The sequence below is a fragment of the Microbacterium sp. Y356 genome, assembly GCF_059445355.1.
This window is the reverse complement of the sequence record NZ_JCAIUE010000001.1, coordinates 645,286-659,405: the sequence shown is the minus strand read 5'-3', so window position 1 is coordinate 659,405 and position 14,120 is coordinate 645,286. Positions and strand designations below refer to the sequence as shown.

14 protein-coding genes are annotated in these 14,120 nt (G+C 64.6%); 12 read left to right on the top strand and 2 right to left on the bottom strand.

From position 1 onward, the window contains the following. The first annotated feature begins 7 nt into the window (after positions 1-7). Complete coding sequence (locus AC1C2Q_RS03300) at positions 8-673, top strand: CatA-like O-acetyltransferase (RefSeq protein WP_495448967.1); 666 nt, start codon at positions 8-10, stop codon at positions 671-673. Here the strand turns inward: AC1C2Q_RS03300 and AC1C2Q_RS03295 are convergent. After that, entirely contained in the window at positions 624-1,883 is a 1,260-nt protein-coding gene (locus AC1C2Q_RS03295) for an APC family permease (protein WP_495448966.1), read from the bottom strand. The genes AC1C2Q_RS03300 and AC1C2Q_RS03295 overlap by 50 nt on opposite strands. Before the next feature lie 37 nt (positions 1,884-1,920). Continuing rightward, entirely contained in the window at positions 1,921-2,394 is a 474-nt protein-coding gene (locus AC1C2Q_RS03290; RefSeq protein WP_495448965.1) for a DUF4442 domain-containing protein, read from the bottom strand. A 107-nt stretch (positions 2,395-2,501) separates the two neighbouring features. On the opposite strand from AC1C2Q_RS03290, the gene AC1C2Q_RS03285 reads away from it, so the two are divergent. From AC1C2Q_RS03285 to AC1C2Q_RS03235, 11 genes are all read left to right on the top strand, one after another. Continuing rightward, on the top strand, positions 2,502-2,852 hold the full coding sequence (locus AC1C2Q_RS03285; protein ID WP_495448964.1) for a GntR family transcriptional regulator: 351 nt from the start codon (positions 2,502-2,504) through the stop codon (positions 2,850-2,852). Continuing rightward, complete coding sequence (locus AC1C2Q_RS03280) at positions 2,849-3,889, top strand: DUF1648 domain-containing protein (RefSeq protein WP_495448963.1); 1,041 nt, start codon at positions 2,849-2,851, stop codon at positions 3,887-3,889. The genes AC1C2Q_RS03285 and AC1C2Q_RS03280 overlap by 4 nt, the downstream gene beginning before the upstream one ends. Then, positions 3,886-4,827: a CPBP family intramembrane glutamic endopeptidase gene (locus AC1C2Q_RS03275; protein ID WP_495429608.1), complete on the top strand. Its 942-nt coding sequence runs from the start codon at positions 3,886-3,888 to the stop codon at positions 4,825-4,827. Before AC1C2Q_RS03280 ends, AC1C2Q_RS03275 begins: the two co-directional genes overlap by 4 nt. Positions 4,828-4,890: 63 nt before the next feature. Further along, entirely contained in the window at positions 4,891-5,745 is an 855-nt protein-coding gene (locus AC1C2Q_RS03270) for a hypothetical protein (protein WP_495448962.1), read from the top strand. 65 nt (positions 5,746-5,810) lie between these two features. Continuing rightward, the gene (locus tag AC1C2Q_RS03265) at positions 5,811-6,479 is read left to right on the top strand and encodes an O-methyltransferase (RefSeq protein WP_495448961.1); all 669 of its coding nucleotides are present in this window, start codon (positions 5,811-5,813) and stop codon (positions 6,477-6,479) included. An 80-nt stretch (positions 6,480-6,559) separates the two neighbouring features. Then, positions 6,560-7,840, top strand: coding sequence for a phosphopyruvate hydratase (eno, locus tag AC1C2Q_RS03260; RefSeq protein WP_495429605.1), 1,281 nt, complete (start codon positions 6,560-6,562; stop codon positions 7,838-7,840). A gap of 175 nt (positions 7,841-8,015) precedes the next feature. Further along, positions 8,016-8,399, top strand: coding sequence for an FtsB family cell division protein (locus AC1C2Q_RS03255; RefSeq protein WP_495448960.1), 384 nt, complete (start codon positions 8,016-8,018; stop codon positions 8,397-8,399). A 35-nt stretch (positions 8,400-8,434) separates the two neighbouring features. Next, positions 8,435-8,956, top strand: a complete 522-nt coding sequence (locus tag AC1C2Q_RS03250; RefSeq protein WP_495429603.1) for a DUF501 domain-containing protein — start codon at positions 8,435-8,437, stop codon at positions 8,954-8,956. Positions 8,957-8,961: 5 nt separating this feature from the next. Next, positions 8,962-10,311: a S8 family serine peptidase gene (locus AC1C2Q_RS03245; RefSeq protein ID WP_495450537.1), complete on the top strand. Its 1,350-nt coding sequence runs from the start codon at positions 8,962-8,964 to the stop codon at positions 10,309-10,311. Between the two features lie 35 nt (positions 10,312-10,346). Continuing rightward, on the top strand, positions 10,347-11,882 hold the full coding sequence (locus AC1C2Q_RS03240) for an NAD(P)/FAD-dependent oxidoreductase (protein WP_495450536.1): 1,536 nt from the start codon (positions 10,347-10,349) through the stop codon (positions 11,880-11,882). A 263-nt stretch (positions 11,883-12,145) separates the two neighbouring features. Next, entirely contained in the window at positions 12,146-14,119 is a 1,974-nt protein-coding gene (locus tag AC1C2Q_RS03235; protein WP_495448959.1) for an ABC1 kinase family protein, read from the top strand. Position 14,120 lies beyond the last annotated feature (1 nt).

Genomic DNA, 14,120 nt, shown 5'->3' with positions numbered 1-14,120 from the left:
TGGCCCAGTGAACATCGCGCACCCGATTGACCTCGCGACGTGGCCGCGACGCGAGCACTTCGAGCACTATCGCGATCGAGTGCCGTGCACCTACGCGGTGACGGTCGAAGTCGACGTGACAGAAATGGTGGCCGCGCTGCGCGACAGTGAGCGGAAGACTTACATTGCGCAGGTCTGGGCGCTCGCTGCGATTGTCAACAGGCACGCCGAGTTCCGGATGACGCTCACCGATGATGGGAAGCCCGCGATTTGGGAGGTGCTGCATCCGGCGTTCACCGTGTTCAATTCGGAGCGGGAGACGTTCGCGTGTGTGTGGTCGGCGTTCGACACCGACTTCGGGCGGTTCCACGACGTGGCCGCGCCGCTGCTGGAGACGCACAGAAGCGCGACGAGTTTCTTTCCACAGGGAGATGCGCCGGCGAACACTTTCGACGTGTCGAGCCTCCCGTGGACGCAGTTCACCGGCTTCTCGTTGCAGATCGACGGCGGGTCGAACCACCTCCTGCCGATATTCACGCTCGGCCGCTATTTCGAGCACGACGGCCGCACGTTCCTGCCACTGGCGATTCAAATGAATCATGCCGCCGCCGATGGGTTTCACACCGCGCGTCTGATCGAAGAGTTCACAGCGCTCGTCGGTGACCCGAGCTGGCTCGGCTCCGCAGCGCCCTGATACGAAGCATCCGGTACAGCACCCCGATGATCACCACTGCCGTGCCGACGAGCGACGCCACAACAGGCAGAGTGTTCACCAGCACGAGGCAGCCAAGTGCGCCGATGACCGGAATGAATCGCGGATAGCGGCGCGCCGCGCGCTGCTGCCGGAACGCCGAGGCATTGGCAATCAGGTAGTACAGCAGCACACCGAACGAAGAGAATCCGATCGCACCCCGAAGGTCCGCGACGAGCACGATCCCGATGACGATCAGGGCGATGACGATCTCTGCGCGATACGGCACCTGCCAGCGGGGGTGGACGATGGCGAGGAAGCGGGGCAGATCAGACTCTCTGGCCATCGCCAGCGTCGTCCGCCCAGTTCCGGTGAGCAAAGCCAGTAGTGCGCCGAGGGATGCCGCAGCCGCTGCCACGCGCACGACCGGCGCCATGGCAGACCAGCCGGCGGAATCCACGACAGCCGCTAGCGGTGCGGCGCTCGTCGTCGCATCCGCACCGAGCGTGAGAACCACGACGATCGCGATCAGGACATAGACGATCAGAGCTCCGGAGAGGGCAATCGCGATAGCTCGCGGAATGTTCCGGGCGGGATTGGTCACGTCTTCGCCCATTGTCGCTATGCGGGCGTAGCCGGCGAACGCGAAGAACAGCAGGCCCGCGCCCTGCAGCACGCCGTAGAGGGTGACATCTGGCAGAGGCGCAGGTACGGCGGAGGGAGCCGCCGTGAATCCCGCTGCCGCGACGATGGTCAGACCCAACAGTGAGGCGACGACCAAGATGCGGGTGAGAAGAGCCGTGCGTGTGACCCCGAAGCAGTTCACGGTGGCGAGCGCCGCGACGGCGATGATCGCGACCGGGATCTGCCATCCTTCGGGGGCGGCGTAGGCGGCGAACGTCATCGCCATTGCGGCGCAGCTTGCGACCTTGCCGATGACGAAACACCAGCCAGCTATGAAGCCCCACCAGGGGCCGATTTCCGCGCGGGCGTACGCGTAGGTGCCTCCCGCGACCGGATGCACCGCGGCCAGCTGGGCGGAGGAGGCGGCGTTGCAGTATGCGACGACCGCGGCGATCGCGAGTGCTGCGAGCAGTCCGGAACCGGCGACCTCGATCGCCGGGCCCCACACTGAGAAGACACCCGCACCGATCATCGAGCCGAGGCCAATGGCGACGGCATCGGTGAGTGTCAGGCGACGAGCGAGTTCCATCCGGTCATCGTGACATGCAGCGGTGAACGGCTGGTGCTCAACTCTGGCGAGCCGCGGTGACGCGCTTCTTCTCGCGGATGTATACCTCACGGCGTACCTTGGCCACGACATCGCCGTCGCGGTCGGTGATCACGGTCTCGAACCACTCCAGAACCTTCGCGCCGCCTTTGGCGCGTTCGCGGAGCTCGGCAGCTTTCTCTTGCGAAACGTGAAAATGCGCGGTCAACACTCCGCGTCCCGGCTTGATGAACTCGATTTCGCCGCGGGTATCCCACACGACGAAATTACGGCCGAGCTGGTGCATCACGAGCATGAAGAAGTACGGGTCGGTCATTGCCGACATCGACCCGCCGAATGCGGTCTTCACGAAGTTGCGGGTGATGAGGTTCACGTGCAGTTCGACGGTGGCGTGTGTCCAGTCGTGACTGAAGCGGCGGATGCGGATGCCGCTGAAGAAGTTCGGAGCCCACAGGCTCATTCCGGTCGCAAGGCGTCGGGGAGTGATCTTCATCTCGCCAGTGTGGCGGAGAGCGCACGGCGCGACAAAGTAGATGGAGGGTTGTGACAGTTGTTCTAGTTGAACTAGAATTAGTATAAGTTCGGATGGAAGGGAGAACGATGCTGATCAAGATCGACGTTGAGAGCTCCCGACCACTTTTTGACCAGGTCGCCGCATCCGTGCGCACGGATATCGTCGCCGGGCGCCTCGCCCCAGGAGATCGACTACCTGCAGCCCGTGAGGTTGCTGAGGCGCTCGAGATCAACCTGCACACCGTGTTGCGCGCGTACCAGCAGTTGCGCGATGAGGGGCTCGTGGATCTTCGTCGGGGGAGGGGCGCTGTCATCTCGGCATCCGCCGGTCCGCTCGCCGAACTGTCACACGACATCACGACCCTCGTATCCCGCGCCGCAGCCCTCGGGGTGTCACCGACCACTCTTGCCGCTCTCATCAAGGAGACTCCCGCATGACTGACGACGTCCGCAAAGCCCGCGCCGCCTTCCTTTGGGTCGGAGTGATCGTGCCGCTGGCGCTCATCGTCCTGGCCACGGTAGTGATCGCCACATGGCTTCCGCAGATCCCCGAGCCGGCGGCTACGCATTGGGGCACCGATGGTGCCGATGGGTTCGGCCCAGGGTGGACCTACCTCGTGATGCCCATCGGTATCGGCGGTGGCATGATCGTACTTTTCGCGGCAATGGCACTGTTCTCCCATCGCCTTCCGTCGAGCGGCCCTCCGCGCACGCAACCTTGGTCGCCCACGGCGAGATTTCTCGGTGGGGTGAACCTCGGCACCGCAGGCATGATCTCGCTGCTTTCGGTGGTGAGCGTCGGAGTGCAGCGCGGACTGTCGGATGCTGCAGACGCTCCCGGCATCGGCTTGTGGATCGTGCTCGGATTCGTCGTGCTCGTCGGCTTCACAGCGCTGGGTTGGTTCCTGCAACCGAAGGCGCCCCACCCAGCCGCGCAGAACGGAACCGCTGCGGAGCGGATTCCTCTCGCTGGCGGGGAGAAGATCGCCTGGGTCGGCACAGCGAACATGAGCCGGATCGGCGTCGTGGTGCTCCTCGCCGCCGTCGCGTTCCTGGCCATCAGGGCCGCGATGTTGATCGCCGAGGGTGACGCTGGTTGGTGGATCTATGGTGTCGCCACGGTCGTGATCGCGCTACTCGTCAGCAGCACCCTGACCTTCCGCGTGCGCGTGAACGGCCACGGTCTGTCTGCACGCTCACTGCTGGGCTGGCCGCGCACTCAGATCCCACTCTCTGACATCGAGAGGGTCGAGACAGTCGAGGTTGATCCGTTCCGCGAGTTCGGCGGCTGGGGATGGCGGCTGGGGTTAGACGGGCGTCGCGGCATCGTGCTGCGCGTTGGCGAAGCCCTGCAGATCACACAAACCAGCGGACGCGTGTTCGTCGTCACCCTCGACGGGGCATCACGGGCCGCTGCCGTACTCGAAACTCTCCGCGCCGAACCGACATCTTCGATGAACAAGGGAAGCTCATGACTCGCATCCGCCCGATCGCCACAATCGCCTTCGTTGTCCTTGCACTGGGGCTCGCCTGGCTCGTTGCCTTGCCGCTGTGGCTCGATGGTGGGCTCGCGAGCCCACTGGCCGGTGGCCTCATCCAGGTGATGATGTTCACCCCGGCGATCGCGGTGCTGATCGTCATGCTCGTGCTGCGCCCGATCCCGAAGGGGGAGCGGCTGCGCTTTCTGGGCATCTGGCCGCTACGCCCCGCCAAGCGAGTGGTCTGGATGATGGTGCTCGGACTATTCGGACCCGTCGTCGTGATCGTCGCGAGCATCGCCGTCGCCGCTCTGTGCGGCTGGGTCACGCTGGACCTCATTCACTTCTCCGGCTTTGCTGAGCAGCTAGCAGCGAGCCTTCCTGCCGGCGTCGAGGCGCCGCCGGCGATCGTCATCATCCTTTCCCAGCTCGTCGCGATCCCGTTCGCCGCCGCGACGATCAATGCCTTCTTCGCTTTCGGTGAAGAACTCGGCTGGCGTGGATTCCTCGTTCCGGCGCTGCGCCCGCTCGGCACCTGGCCCTCGCTGCTCATCAGCGGCGCGGTGTGGGGGCTGTGGCACTCGCCGGTCATCCTGCTCGGCTATAACTTCGGCCGTTTTGACATCACCGGTGTGCTGCTGATGATGGCTGGATGCGTCGCCTGGGGTGTGCTACTCGGCTGGTTGCGCCTGCGCTCGGCATCGCTGTGGCCGGCGGTCTTCGCGCACGGGGCAATGAATGCTGCTGCGGCGATGATCGGGCTGTTCTTCGCCGCCGGTACGACCTTCGATATGGCACTGGCGGGTCCGCTTGGCGTCGCCGGATGGATCACCTGCGCGATCGTCGTGGTCGTGCTGGTTCTCGCGGGGCAGTTCCGTCGTCAGCCGGAACTGGACGGTGCCGTCGGACGCATGCTATCGGCGCCACGCGACTGAGGGGCATTCCGCAGAGCCCTCTGGATGACTAGCTTTGGTCACACCGGGCTCAGGGAGGTCGCCATGGCACGCCCCGCATCATGCAGGTGGTTCGTCGCCTGCGCGATGACGCCGTTGCTGCTTCTCAGCGCGTGCGCACTGCCTGCCGAGGTCGACGCGCCGGACGAAGTGAGCGTTTCACTTGTCCAGGGCCGGACCGATATCGCCAGCGGACTTGTGGCGATGCGGGTGCAGAACGATGGCGGCGCGACCATTCATGTGCTGTCAGCGTCCTATATCGACCCGCGGCTTGCAGCGATCCCCGAATGGAACCGTGCGACCGACATTCCGCCAGGAGCCGCACGGGCTCTTCGCGTCGAGGTGCCTCCGCCCGACTGCGACGCAGACGTCGAGTCGATGCGTGGCACGGCGCGGCTGAGGTTCTCGACATCCGATGGTGACGCGGTCGCCGTCTACGACGTCACCGATCCGTTCGGCTTCGTATCCGCATATGTCGAGGCCGCGTGTTTTTCGGAGCAGCTCAGCGAGACGGCCACTATCGCGCTTGAGGGAGTGATGGTCGAGGCAAATGACGAGGGTGCCGTGCTCGAAGTGCGCGTCACTGCGAATTCTGAGGATGCCGTGGTGATCGAGTCCGTCGAGGGCACGGTGCTGCTCGCGCCGGATGGAGGCGAGGCGGCCTGGAATCCGCAGGTCACGATCGCTCCCGGAACGTCGGAGACGGTCGAACTTCGGGTGGTCCCCGCTCGCTGCGACCCGCATGCGGTCGCCGAAGACAAGGTCGGCACGCGCTTCCCGGCGATGGTCACGATTCTCACCGGCACTCCGCGGACCGGTGTATTCGTGATCGTCGCCGACGATTCCCAGCGCGCGGCGTTGTACGGCTACGTCACCAGACACTGTGCGATCGGGCCCTGAGCGAGATTTCACATCAGCCGTGTGAGCCCTTGACGGCGACAGGATGCCGGGGTTGGGTGGGACACATGACTGAACCAACCGCGGAGAACTGGCGCCTGACTGATGAGTTCCTCTCTGACGTGCTGGTCGGGCACGACCCAGCCCTGGAAGCGGCGCTCGCCGCGCAGCGCGACGCCGGTCTTCCCGACATCGAAGTCGCACCGGTCAGCGGCAAGCTGCTGAACCTCATCGCCCGGATCAGCGGTGCGCGCCGTGTGCTCGAAATCGGCACACTCGGCGGATACTCCACGATCTGGCTCGCACGCGCCGTCGGTGAAGGTGGAACTGTCACGAGCATCGAGGCGGAGTCTGGCAACGCAGCGATCGCCCGTGCCAGCATCGATGCGGCCGGCGTCGGCGATCGCGTCGCGATCCGAATCGGGCGTGCGGCAGACGTGCTGCCCACGCTCGAAGGATCCGAGCCGTTCGATCTTGTGTTCATCGACGCAGACAAAGAATCAAACACCATCTACCTCGACTGGGCAGCGCGTCTCGGTCGCACCGGCACAGTGGTCGTGCTCGACAACATCGGCCGCGAGGGTGAGATCGTGCGTGCAGACACCGCCGATCCGCGCGTCATCGGAACGCGCGAGGCGCTGCAGATGCTGGGCGAGGATCCGCGCTTCGACGCCACAGCGCTTCAGACGGTCGGAATCAAGGGCTGGGATGGCGTGGCACTCGCAATCGTCATGTGACGGACGGATGCCTCGGACTAGACTGAACAAGGATCGACGACGCTCCACAACCACCTTTTCTCTGAGCAAGGAGCACATACGTGGCACTCATTGAGGCTGTAGGCGCACGCGAGATTCTGGATTCACGCGGCAACCCAACCGTCGAGGTGGAGGTGCTCCTTGACGATGGCATCGTCCAGCGCGCGGCCGTCCCATCTGGCGCATCCACCGGCGCATTCGAAGCATACGAGCTCCGCGACGGTGACAAGAGCCGTTACGGCGGCAAGGGCGTCCTGAAGGCCGTCGAGGCCGTCATTGACGAGCTCGGACCGGCCATCGAGGGCGTTGAGGCAAGCGAACAGCGCATCATCGACGGAATCCTCAACGAGGTCGACGGCACCGAGAACAAGCAGCGCACCGGCGCAAACTCCATCCTTGGTGTCAGCCTCGCTGTTGCCAAGGCCGCCGCTGACAGCGCCGACCTTCCGCTGTACCGCTACCTTGGCGGCCCGAACGCGCACGTTCTTCCTGTGCCGCTGTTCAACGTCATCAACGGCGGCGAGCACGCTGACAATGGCATCGACATGCAGGAGTTCTTCCTCGCGCCGATCGGCGCGGAGAGCTACTCCGAGTCGCTGCGCTGGGGCGTGGAGACCTACCACGTGCTGCGCGGCGAGCTGAAGGCTGCTGGCTACGCCACTGGCCTCGGCGACGAGGGCGGCTTCGCCCCCGACCTGCCCAGCAACCGCGAGGGCTTGGACTTCCTGATCAAGGCGATCGAGAAGGCCGGCTTCACCCCGGGCAAGGACATCGCCCTCGGTCTTGACGTCGCAGCAACCGAGTTCTACAAGGATGGCGTCTACCGCCTCGACAACAAGGACTGGACCGGCCCTGAGCTGATCGAGTACTACGTCGGCCTGGTCAACGACTTCCCGATCGTCACGATTGAAGACGCGCTCGCGGAGGACGACTGGGACAACTGGAAGCTCCTCACCGATGCCCTCGGCTCGAAGGTGCAGCTCGTTGGCGACGACCTGTTCGTCACCAACCCGGCACGTCTGGCCGACGGTATCAAGCGCGGCGTTGCCAACTCGCTGCTGGTCAAGGTCAACCAGATCGGCACGCTCACCGAGACGTTCGACGCGGTCAGCCTCGCTCAGCGCTCCGGCTACACGGCGATGCTCTCGCACCGCTCCGGCGAGACCGAAGACACCACCATTGCTGACCTCGCCGTCGCGACCAACGCCGGTCAGATCAAGACTGGCGCGCCCGCGCGCAGCGAGCGCGTCGCGAAGTACAATCAGCTTCTGCGCATCGAGGAAGACCTCGCTGAGGCCGCGGTGTTCGCCGGCCGTTCGGCGTTCCCCCGTTTCAAGGGCTGAACACTGACAGCACAGAGCGACTGAAGAACTGAGACGAGAAGGGGGAGCCATGACGAGACGTCCGGCTTCCTCTTCTCGATCACAGGTCCCTCGTTCACAGGACCCTCGTTCACAGGCATCTCGACCTCAGGTCGACGTGCGGGAATGGGCGTCTGGCATCCGCTTGTCGGGATTCATGGTCATCATGCTCTCGCTCGTTGTGCTGGGCGCATGGGTGCTCGTACCGACACTTGGTACCTACATCGATCAGCGACAGAAGATCGCTGCCCTCGAAGCATCCGTCCAGGTGAGCGCCGACGAGATTGATGCGCTCGAGCAGGAGCGCGACCGCTGGGAAGATCCGGCATACATCACCACTCAGGCGCGCGAGCGCCTCTATTACGTCAAGCCCGGGGAAGTGGTCTACCTCGTCGACAATGACCTCGACCCGGCGGCCCTGCCGCAGGAACAAGCACCGGTGAGCGATGAGCTCACGCAGACGCCCGCCGACTGGATGCCGCAGCTTCTGCGCACGATCGCAGGGGCCGGTCTTGCCCAGACCGCCAGCGAGGCTCCGTAGGGTTTCCACAGGATCACCTCCCGTAGGCTTGGACCGTGACGACACCACCTTTTGCCCCTCCCACATCTGCCGAGATCGACGTCGTATCAGCGCAGCTCGGCAGGCAGGCACGTGGCGTCATTGGCATCGCTGCGCGCTGCGTCTGCGGCAACCCCACCGTCGTCGCCACCAGCCCGCGTCTGCCAGACGGCTCGCCGTTTCCGACGTTCTATTACCTGACTCATCCGGCCGCGACCGCCGCGATGTCGACGCTTGAGGCCACACTGGTGATGCCTGAACTCGCAAGTCTCCTCGCCGAGGATGAGTCTGTCGCGGCCGCGTACCACGCCGCGCACGAGGCGTATCAGGCAGATCGTGCGCAGTTCGGTGAGGTGCCCGAGATCGATGGCATCTCCGCCGGTGGCATGCCCACTCGCGTGAAGTGCCTGCATGCACTGGCCGGACACGCGCTCGCCGCGGGTCGTGGAGTGAACCCGATCGGTGATGCCGCGCTCGAGCGTTCCTCGTGGTCTCCTGAGCGCTGCCAGTGCGATGAGCCAGGGGCAGCGATCACATGACGCTGATGCGGATGCTGCGTGGCACCGTCGCGATTGCGGCGGTGGCGGCATCCGTCATGCTCACCGGGGCCACGGCCGCCCCGACTCCAGACCCGACGCCGACGCCGACCGCGACTCCGACACCGACCCCAACAGCCACGCCACCTCCTGTCGCTGACGATCCGTCCGACCCGGTGCGCGCCAAGGAGTATTGGCTCGACGGCGCCGGCATCCGTCAGGCCTGGCATACGACGCGCGGCAAGGGTGTGACGATCGCGATCATCGACACCGGCGTCGGCAAGGTGCCGCTCACGTTCGGTGAAGCTGTCGTCGGCGGTACGGACGTGTCCGGAAGCGGTACGCCAGACGGACGCTCGCCCGTCGGCGCCGTAGACCCCGACCACGGATCCTGGGTCGCGTCGCTTGCGGCTGGCCGAGGCAAAAGCGACGGCACCGGAATGATCGGCGTCGCACCCGAGGCGAATCTGCTCTCGGTCTCGGTGGGATTCGGCGACGCAGCTGCCGTGCCGTTCGTCGAACAGGTTGCCAACGGCATCCGCTGGGCCGTCGACCACGGCGCCGACGTCATCAACATGTCTTTCACGACGAACACGTTGGACTGGGACAAGAGTTGGGACGAGGCGTTCATGTATGCCTACGAACACGATGTCGTCGTCGTGGTCGCGGCAGGCAACCGCGGTAGCGGCACCTCGGTCGTCGGCGCCCCCGCCACCATTCCCGGTGTGCTCACCGTCGGCGGTGTCGATCAGACCGGCACCGCAAGTCGTGAGGCATCCACTCAGGGCATCACGATCGGCATCTCCGCGCCCAGCGAAGGATTGCTCGGCATCTCCGCAGACGGCACTCTGAAGCCGTGGTGGGACGGCACGAGTGGCGCCGCACCGATCGTGGCTGGTGCGGTCGCGCTGGTCCGGGCTGCGCACCCCGAATTGGATGCCGCCAACGTGATCAACCGCATCATCAAGACGGCGATCCAGGTGGAAGAGATCACGGAAGTTCCGGACCCGAACTACGGCTACGGGCTGCTGGACGCATCTGCCGCGGTCTCAGCATCCGTGCCGCTCGTGGACGCGAACCCGATGGGAGACCTGGCAGAGTGGATCCGGCTGTTCCGCCGCGCGGATGCAGAACCACTGCCAGATCCGGAGATTACACCGGTCCAGATCGAGGCGTTGCCAGCGGCTGAGCCGCCCACAGAGCCGGGTTCTCCACTACTCCCGAGTGCTGAATCACTGCGATACGGTACCCTGCCGCTGATTGCACTCACTGTGCCTGGTATTCTACTAGGGCTAGGCGTCACCGCAGCTGCCCGGCTCATCCGATCGGCGCGCGATAAGCGCACGCCAGCAGCCTGACTAGGAGTTATCCCTCTGTGCCTGAGAACAGCACTGTGCCCAAGATTCTGATCGTCGGTGGCGGCTACGCGGGTTTCTATACAGCGTGGAAGCTCGAGAAGCAGCTCCGCAAGCGTGAAGCCGAAGTGACCATGGTCGATCCGCTTCCGTACATGACTTACCTGCCCTTCCTTCCAGAGGTCGCAGCGGGATCGATCGAACCGCGGCACGCGGTGGTTGCCACGCGCCGCCACCTCAAGCGCACGAACGTGATCGCTGCGAAGGTCACCAAGATCGATCACGCGAACAAGGTCGCCACCATCACGCCCGCCGTGGGCGAGGCGTACGAGTTCGAGTACGACCAGATCGTGGTCACCGCAGGGTCCGTCTCTCGCACCTTCCCGATCCCCGGTATCGCCGACAACGCGATCGGCATGAAGTCGATCGAAGAGGCCGTCTGGGTTCGCGACAAGGTGCTGTCGAACTTCGACAAGGCCGCTTCCCTTCCGGCCGGTCCTGAGCGTGAGCGCCTGCTGACCGTCGTCGTCGTCGGTGGTGGCTTTGCCGGAATCGAGACGTTCGCCGAGCTGCGTTCCTTCTCGTCTGCTCTTCTCAAGCGCTACCCGCAGCTCACCTTCGAGGAGACGCACTTCCACCTCGTCGAGGCCATGGGTCGCATCATGCCCGAGGTTTCGCAGCAGACCAGCGAATGGGTGCTCAAGGACCTGGCCAAGCGCGGAGCCAACGTGCATCTGGACACCCAGGTGACCGGCGCCGTCGGCGGCAACGTTCAGCTCTCCACCGGCGAGGTCATCCCGAGCGACATCATCGTGTGGACGGCTGGTGTCATGGCCAACCCGCAGGTGGTGCGCGCTGGCGACCTGCCCACCGAAGAGCGCGGTCGCATCCGTGCCGAGGCCACGCTGCGCGTCATCGACGCTGACGGCAACGTCGTCGAAGGCGCGTGGACCGCTGGTGACGTCTCGGCTGTTCCCGATCTGACCGGCGGCGGCGTCGGTGGCTTCTGCGTCCCCAACGCACAGCACGCCGTGCGCCAGGCCAAGCGCCTCGCGAAGAACCTCATCGCTGTTCTTCGCGGCGAAGAGCCGGTGAACTACGTGCACAAGAACCTCGGCGCTGTCGCAGGCCTCGGCCTCGGCACCGGAGTCTTCCAGTCCGGGAAGTTCGCGCTCAAGGGCTTCCTTGCCTGGGTCGCACACCGTGGCTACCACGGCCTGGCAATGCCTACGTGGGAGCGCAAGTTCCGCGTGCTCTGGGGCTGGTGGAACAACCTGTGGCTCGATCGCGACATCGTGAACCTTGAGAAGGTTCAGGAGCCGCGCGCCTTCTTCGAAGAATTTGCCTCGCGTCCTCGTCCTGCAGCGGATGCTACGCCCGCAGCTGTTGCGAAGCCTGCCGAGGTCAAGCCTGCAGAGGTCAAGACCGACGCAAAGCCTGTCGTAGCAGAGGCACCTGTCGCCAAGAAGCCTGCTGTGAAGAAGGCCCCGGCCAAGAAGGTCGTCGCTGACAACGCCGCCGCCTCGACAGCTGAGAAGGCTGCGCCGGCGAAGAAGGCTCCCGCCGCGAAGTAGCTTCGAAAACACCGTAGCTTCGAAAACACAGAATCCGCCCTTCCCTGCACGTGGGAAGGGCGGATTCTGTGTTCTCGGCCGCGTTGAGTCTCGATGCCCACCATCAGAGACTTCGAGATTCTGTGGAATCTTGTCCACGAAGACGAAGCTCCTTGAGCATCCGTCTCGACCTTGACGAATATCGTCGGATCCCGCACGAAATCAACATGGGCACTGCCATCGTCGGTAACGTGAAGTCCACATAGCTCCAGCAAGGGGATCCAATGCCTGTGACCGCTGTACTTGTCGACATCGTCGTGATGGCGCTCGCGACAATCGTCTTCATGGTCATCCTGGCCGCGTTTGTCAGACGGATCCTCGGCGCCCAGATCGGTATCGGACGCATCATCATCGCCGGGTTCCTCGGCCTCGGTGCCGAGATCGGATTCGAGTCGCAGTTCGTCTGGAATCAGCAGGCTTACACGCCAGCGCTACTTCCGGTCCAACTCGGAATCATCATGCTCGTCGCGGTCGCGTTCCTCGTCGTTGCGGAGTTGCTCGTTCCTGCAGGATCGATTCCCCGCCCGGACGACTGGATCCCGAGCATGCGGCGACGGTCCCAACGCACAAAACGGTACGTGCAGATCACTAGGATCGCACTGCGCACGGGTCTGCTGCCGTTCAAACCGAACACCGACCCCTCCTCGAGGGGCTCGGCGGAACGGCGGCGACAGGCTGCCGCCCTGCGCGCTGCCCTCGAGGAGGCCGGTGGTGCTTTCGTCAAGCTCGGCCAGGTGCTCTCGACCCGCAGCGACCTGTTGCCGGTGGAATTTTTGGCTGAACTTTCGCAGTTGCAGCAACGGGTGCCCGCCGCAGAGTGGGATCCGATCCGGATGCTGCTAGAGACCGAGCTCGGCGGACCTGTCGAGACGTTCTTTGCATCATTCGAAGAGAAGCCGCTGGCCGCGGCATCCATCGGTCAGGTGCATCGCGCCACGCTCCTGAGCGGGGAGGCTGTCGCCGTCAAGGTGCAACGCCCCGGCATCATCCCGCTCATCGAACGCGACGTCGATATCCTCCTGCGCATCGCGAGGCAGCTGGAGTCCTCCACTCAATGGGCGAAAGACCTTGGCGTCGCCGAACTGGCGGGCGGGTTCGCCGCCAACCTGCGCGAAGAGGTGGACTACCTGGTCGAAGCATCCAACATGGCTGCCATGACGTATACGCAGCAAGCCCACCCCGCCGAGGAGCGACTGAGGATCCCCACCCACTATCCTCGACTGTGCACGAGTCGGGTTCTCGTGATGGAGCTCGTCATCGGGCGCACGCTCAGCGACGCCGACGCGCTCACGGAGATTTCGGATGCTGAGAGGGTACGTCAAGCCGCTCATCTGTTCCGCTCCACACTTACCCAGATCATGGACGACGGCGTCTTCCATGCCGATCTCCATCCCGGCAATGTCATGGTCACTCCCAGCGGCGGGCTCGTGCTGCTGGACTTCGGGTCGATCGGGCGTCTGGACACCGAGTTCCGTGAGCAGATCGGCAACGTTCTGCTCGCTTTCTACCGGAGCGACTCCAAGGCTTTCGCTGACGCACTGCTGGCATTCGTGGAGTTGCCTGACGAAGTGGACGAGTTCGCGTTGCGGCGCCAGATCGGCGTGTTCATGTCAACGAAGCTCGGACCCGGTTCCTCCATCGACGTCACGGTGTTCACCGAGATGATCCGGCTGCTCGCGACAAACCGCGTCGCACTGCCCGGCGAGCTTGCGGCATCGTTGCGCGCGATCGGCACGCTTGAGGGCACGCTGCGTCACCTCAGCCCGAGCTTCGACATGCTCGTGGAGGCCGGCGAGTTCGCCGAGGTACGCATCGCTGCGGCCCAGAGCCCCGACGGCATCCTCTCGACGGCGAAGACCGAGCTCGGCAACCTTCTGCCGCTCCTACGTCGTCTGCCTTCTCGCGTCGACCAGCTCACGGGCGTGCTCACGACCGGGCGCTTCGGCATGAACGTGCGAATGTTCGCAGACCGCCGCGATCGGGTGCTCGTCAGGGAACTCGTGAGCACCCTCGCGGTCACTTTCCTCGCGGGAGTGTTCGGCATCATGGCGGCGATGCTGCTGATCAGCGACGCGGGACCAGTGGTCACACCAAGCTTGACCCTGTTCCAGATCTTCGGATATCTTCTCGTCGTCGTTTCGGGAATGCTCACCCTCAAGGTCGTCTTCGACGTGTTCAGGCTGCGCCGCAACCCGTAGC

What these genes read in the sequence shown, in the direction of transcription:
- AC1C2Q_RS03295 (WP_495448966.1), bottom strand. Translation starts at nt 1,883, where the DNA reads ATGGAACTCGCTCGTCGCCTGACACTCACCGATGCCGTCGCCATTGGC.
- AC1C2Q_RS03290 (WP_495448965.1), bottom strand. Translation starts at nt 2,394, where the DNA reads ATGAAGATCACTCCCCGACGCCTTGCGACCGGAATGAGCCTGTGGGCT.
- AC1C2Q_RS03285 (WP_495448964.1), top strand. Translation starts at nt 2,502, where the DNA reads ATGCTGATCAAGATCGACGTTGAGAGCTCCCGACCACTTTTTGACCAG.
- AC1C2Q_RS03280 (WP_495448963.1), top strand. Translation starts at nt 2,849, where the DNA reads ATGACTGACGACGTCCGCAAAGCCCGCGCCGCCTTCCTTTGGGTCGGA.
- AC1C2Q_RS03275 (WP_495429608.1), top strand. Translation starts at nt 3,886, where the DNA reads ATGACTCGCATCCGCCCGATCGCCACAATCGCCTTCGTTGTCCTTGCA.
- AC1C2Q_RS03270 (WP_495448962.1), top strand. Translation starts at nt 4,891, where the DNA reads ATGGCACGCCCCGCATCATGCAGGTGGTTCGTCGCCTGCGCGATGACG.
- AC1C2Q_RS03265 (WP_495448961.1), top strand. Translation starts at nt 5,811, where the DNA reads ATGACTGAACCAACCGCGGAGAACTGGCGCCTGACTGATGAGTTCCTC.
- AC1C2Q_RS03255 (WP_495448960.1), top strand. Translation starts at nt 8,016, where the DNA reads ATGGTCATCATGCTCTCGCTCGTTGTGCTGGGCGCATGGGTGCTCGTA.
- AC1C2Q_RS03245 (WP_495450537.1), top strand. Translation starts at nt 8,962, where the DNA reads ATGCGGATGCTGCGTGGCACCGTCGCGATTGCGGCGGTGGCGGCATCC.
- AC1C2Q_RS03235 (WP_495448959.1), top strand. Translation starts at nt 12,146, where the DNA reads ATGCCTGTGACCGCTGTACTTGTCGACATCGTCGTGATGGCGCTCGCG.